This is a genomic window from Phenylobacterium sp. (genome assembly GCF_046590535.1).
In the GTDB taxonomy this organism is placed as follows: Bacteria; Pseudomonadota; Alphaproteobacteria; order Caulobacterales; family Caulobacteraceae; genus Phenylobacterium.
In genome coordinates this window covers 1-3,616 of sequence record NZ_JBKJTG010000042.1, presented here as the reverse complement: position 1 = coordinate 3,616, position 3,616 = coordinate 1, and the positions used below count along the sequence as shown (strand labels likewise).

The following is a 3,616-nucleotide window of genomic DNA, read 5'->3' as shown; positions in this document are numbered from 1 at the left end:
CAGGCCTGGCGCGCGGCCCGGGCGCCGGCGATCTCCTGGCCCCCCGCCCCGCCCTTGCCGGTGTCGTGCAGCAGCATGGCCAGGAACAGGGCCTCGCGGTCGGCGATCAGCGGCATGATCGCGGTGGACAGCGGATGGTCCTCGGCAAAGCGTCCGGCGGCGATGTCGGCGATCACGCCCACGGCCCGCAGGGTGTGCTCGTCCACCGTGTACGAGTGGTACATGTTGAACTGCATCTGGGCGACGATCCGGCCGAACTCCGGCATGAACCGACCCAGCACGCCGGCCTCGGTCATCAGGGTCAGGGTGCGCTGCGGATCGCGGCCCCGGGCCAGGGTCTCCACGAACACCTTGGCGGCATGGCGGTCGCGGCGCACCGCCGAGGTGATCAGCGGCGCGCCCCGGGTCGCCGCGGTGAAGGCGTCGGGGTGCAGGTCGAGGTTGCGCTGGTCGGCGATCTGGAAGAGCCGCAGCAGGTTCACCGGGTCGCGCTCGAAGGTCTCCGGCCCGTCCACGTCCAGGCGGCCGCCCACCTCGTGGAAGCCCGGTTCGTCCAGGGGCTTGCGCTTGGGCCGCCTGGCCGGCAGCAGGCGCGAGATGCCCCGGGGCTGGGACTTCATCCGCTCGGCCTCCAGCTTGGCGGCGAACACCCGGGTCAGCGAGCCCACCTCCTTGGCGAACAGGAAGTAGCGCCGCATGAACCGTTCCACGGCGGGCGCGTCGCCGCGGTCGCCATAGCCCATTCGGCGCGCGATCTCCGGCTGCAGGTCGAAGGTCAGGCGTTCCTCCGGCCGACCGGTGGCGAAGTGCAGGTGGCTGCGCACCGCCCACAGGAAGTCGAAGGCGCGGATGAAGGTGCGGATTTCGCGGCCGTCGAACATCTCCAGCTGCATGACCTTCTCGATGGGCACGCCGGGATGCAGGTACTGGGCGATCCAGAAGAGGGTGTTGAGGTCGCGCAGGCCGCCCTTGCCCTCCTTGACGTTGGGCTCGACCATGTAGCGGCTGGCCCCGGCCCGGGCGTGGCGCTCGTCGCGCTCCTTCAGCTTGGCGGCGACGAACTCCGCGGCGGTGCCCTTGACCACGTCGGACTTGAAACGCCGGAACAGGTCATGCGCCAGGGTCTCGTCGCCGATCAGCCGGCGGGCCTCCAGGATGGAGGTGCGGATGGTGAAGTCCTCCCGCGACAGGCGCACGCACTCCTCCACCGTGCGCGAGGCGTGGCCGACCTTGAAGCCCAGGTCCCACAGGGCATAGAGCATGAACTCGATGACGCTCTCGGCGTGGGCGGTCTGCTTGTAGGGGCGCACGAACAGCAGATCGATGTCGGAGAAGGGCGCCAGCGTGCCGCGGCCGTAGCCGCCCACCGCCATCAGCGCCAGCCGCTCGCCCTCGGTGGGATTGCGCGCCCGGAACACGTGCACGGTGGTGAAGTCCCAGAGCGCGGTGATCACCTCGTCGGTGACGCCCGAGAGCAGTCGCGCGGTCTCGATGCCGCCGGCCCCGTTCTCCAGCCGCTCCTTGGCGATCATCCGCCCGCGGAACAGGGCCGCCTTGAGGATGTCCAGCGCCGCCTTGCGCTGGGCCGGCTCGTCGCCCGACGCCTCCAGCGCCGCTGCCGAGAGCTGCGCGCGCAGCCGCACGCCATCGACGACATACTCCAGGCGGGTGGGTCGCAGGCGCGGCGGCATGGGGGAGGATATAGGGCGTTTCGGGTCCGCGCGCAGACACTCAAAAGTCAGCGCACGCGATCAGCTCAGCAATCCCTTCAGCCGGTAGAGGGCGTCCATGGCTTCGCGGGGGCTCATGCCGTCCAGGTCGAGGAAACGGACGGCCTCGTCGATGGGGCTGGGGCCGGCGCGTTCGGCGGCGGGCGCGGTGGCGGCGAACAGCGGCAGGTCGTCGAGGCGGGTGGGTGCGCCGGCTTCGCGTTCCAGCCGTTGCAGCACGTCGCGGGCGCGGGCCACCACGGCGGAGGGGACCCCGGCCAGCTTGGCCACCTGCACCCCATAGGAACGGTCGGCGGGGCCGGGGCCGGCCTCATGCAGGAAGATCAGGTCGCCGTTCCACTCCTTGGCCCGCAGCGACAGGTTGCCGACGAAGGCCAGCCGGCCCTCGAGCACCGCCAGCTCATGGTAGTGGGTGGCGAACAGCGCCCGGCAGCGGTTGGTCTCGTGCAGGGCCTCGGCGCAGGCCCAGGCGATGGCCAGGCCGTCGTAGGTGGCGGTGCCGCGGCCGATCTCGTCCAGGATCACGAAGGAGCGCGGTGTCGCCTGGGTGAGGATGGCGGCGGTCTCCACCATCTCGGCCATGAAGGTGGAGCGCCCCCGGGCCAGGTCGTCGCCGGCGCCAACCCGGCTGAACAGCCGGTCCACCACCCCTAGCCGCAGGCTCTTCGCCGGGACGAACAGCCCGGCCTGGGCCAGCACCGCCAGGAGCGCGTTCTGGCGCAGGAAGGTGGACTTGCCGGCCATGTTCGGCCCGGTGACGATGGAGAGCCTGGCCCCGCCGGCGCCGGCGCCATCCAGGCGGCAGTCGTTGGGGGTGAAGGCGTCCCCCGCCCGGCGCACGGCGGCCTCCACCACCGGATGGCGGGCGGCCTGGGCCTCGAAGGCGGTGGAGCGGTCGACCACCGGGCGCGCGCAGCCGGCGTCCTCGGCCCATTCGGCGACGCCGGCCGCCACGTCGAGGACCGCCGCGGCCTGGGCGGCGGCCTGGAGTTCGCCGGCGACGGCCCGGGCGGCGTCGCGCCAGGCCTCGAAGGTCTCCAGCTCGATGGCCAGAGCGCGCTCGGCGGCCTGGGCGATCCTGGCGTCCAGCTCGGCCAGCTCCACGGTGGTGAAGCGGACCTGGTTGGCCAGGGTCTGGCGGTGGATGAAGGTGGCGTTCAGCGGCGCGGCCATCAGCGGCTCGCCGGCCTTGGCGCTGGTCTCCACGAAATAGCCCAGGACGGCGTTGTGGCGGACCTTCAGGGCGACGCCGCTCTCGGCGCACAGGCGGGCTTCCAGCTGGGCCACCACCCGGCGGCTGTCGTCGCGCAGCGCCCGGGCCTGGTCGAGCTCGGGGCGGACGCCCTCGCCCACGAAGCCGCCGTCGCGGGCCAGGGCCGGCAGTTCGGCGCCCAGCCCCTGGACCAGCAGGTCGCGGAAGGCGGCGAGATCGGCATGCAGAGCGGGGTTGAGGGCAGTGAGCGCGGCGGCCACCTCCTGCGGTGGGGTGATCAACGGATCGCGGGTGGCGGCGAACAGCCCGGTCACCGCCTCGCCCACCGCCAGGCCGTCGCGCAGGCAACCCAGGTCTCGCGGCCCGCCGCGGCCCAGGGCCAGGCGCGACAGGGCGCGGGCCATGTCGCCCAGGCCCTTCAGGGCGTCGCGCAGCCGCTGCCGCTGGCCACGGTGCTCGCAGAACCAGGCCACCGCATCCAGCCGGGCATCGATGGCGGCGGGATCCAGCAGCGGCCGGGCCAGGCGTGCGGCCAGCAGCCGGGCGCCGGGCGCGGTCACCGTGCGGTCGATGGCCGCCAGCAGGGAGCCCTCGCGGCCGCCGGAGGTGGTCTTGTCGATCTCCAGGCTGACGCGGGTGGCCGGGTCGATGGCCATGACGTCGGCCTCGCCCG

Annotated in this window: 2 protein-coding genes; both read right to left on the bottom strand. The window is 73.0% G+C overall.

Translation table 11 applies throughout. The annotated features are described in order from the left end of the window. The coding region (glnD, locus tag ACLL81_RS02245; protein WP_411286720.1) for a [protein-PII] uridylyltransferase at positions 1-1,691 on the bottom strand (1,691 nt) is incomplete at its 3' end. 60 nt (positions 1,692-1,751) lie between these two features. Continuing rightward, the coding region (gene mutS / locus ACLL81_RS02240) for a DNA mismatch repair protein MutS (RefSeq protein ID WP_411286719.1) at positions 1,752-3,616 on the bottom strand (1,865 nt) is incomplete at its 5' end.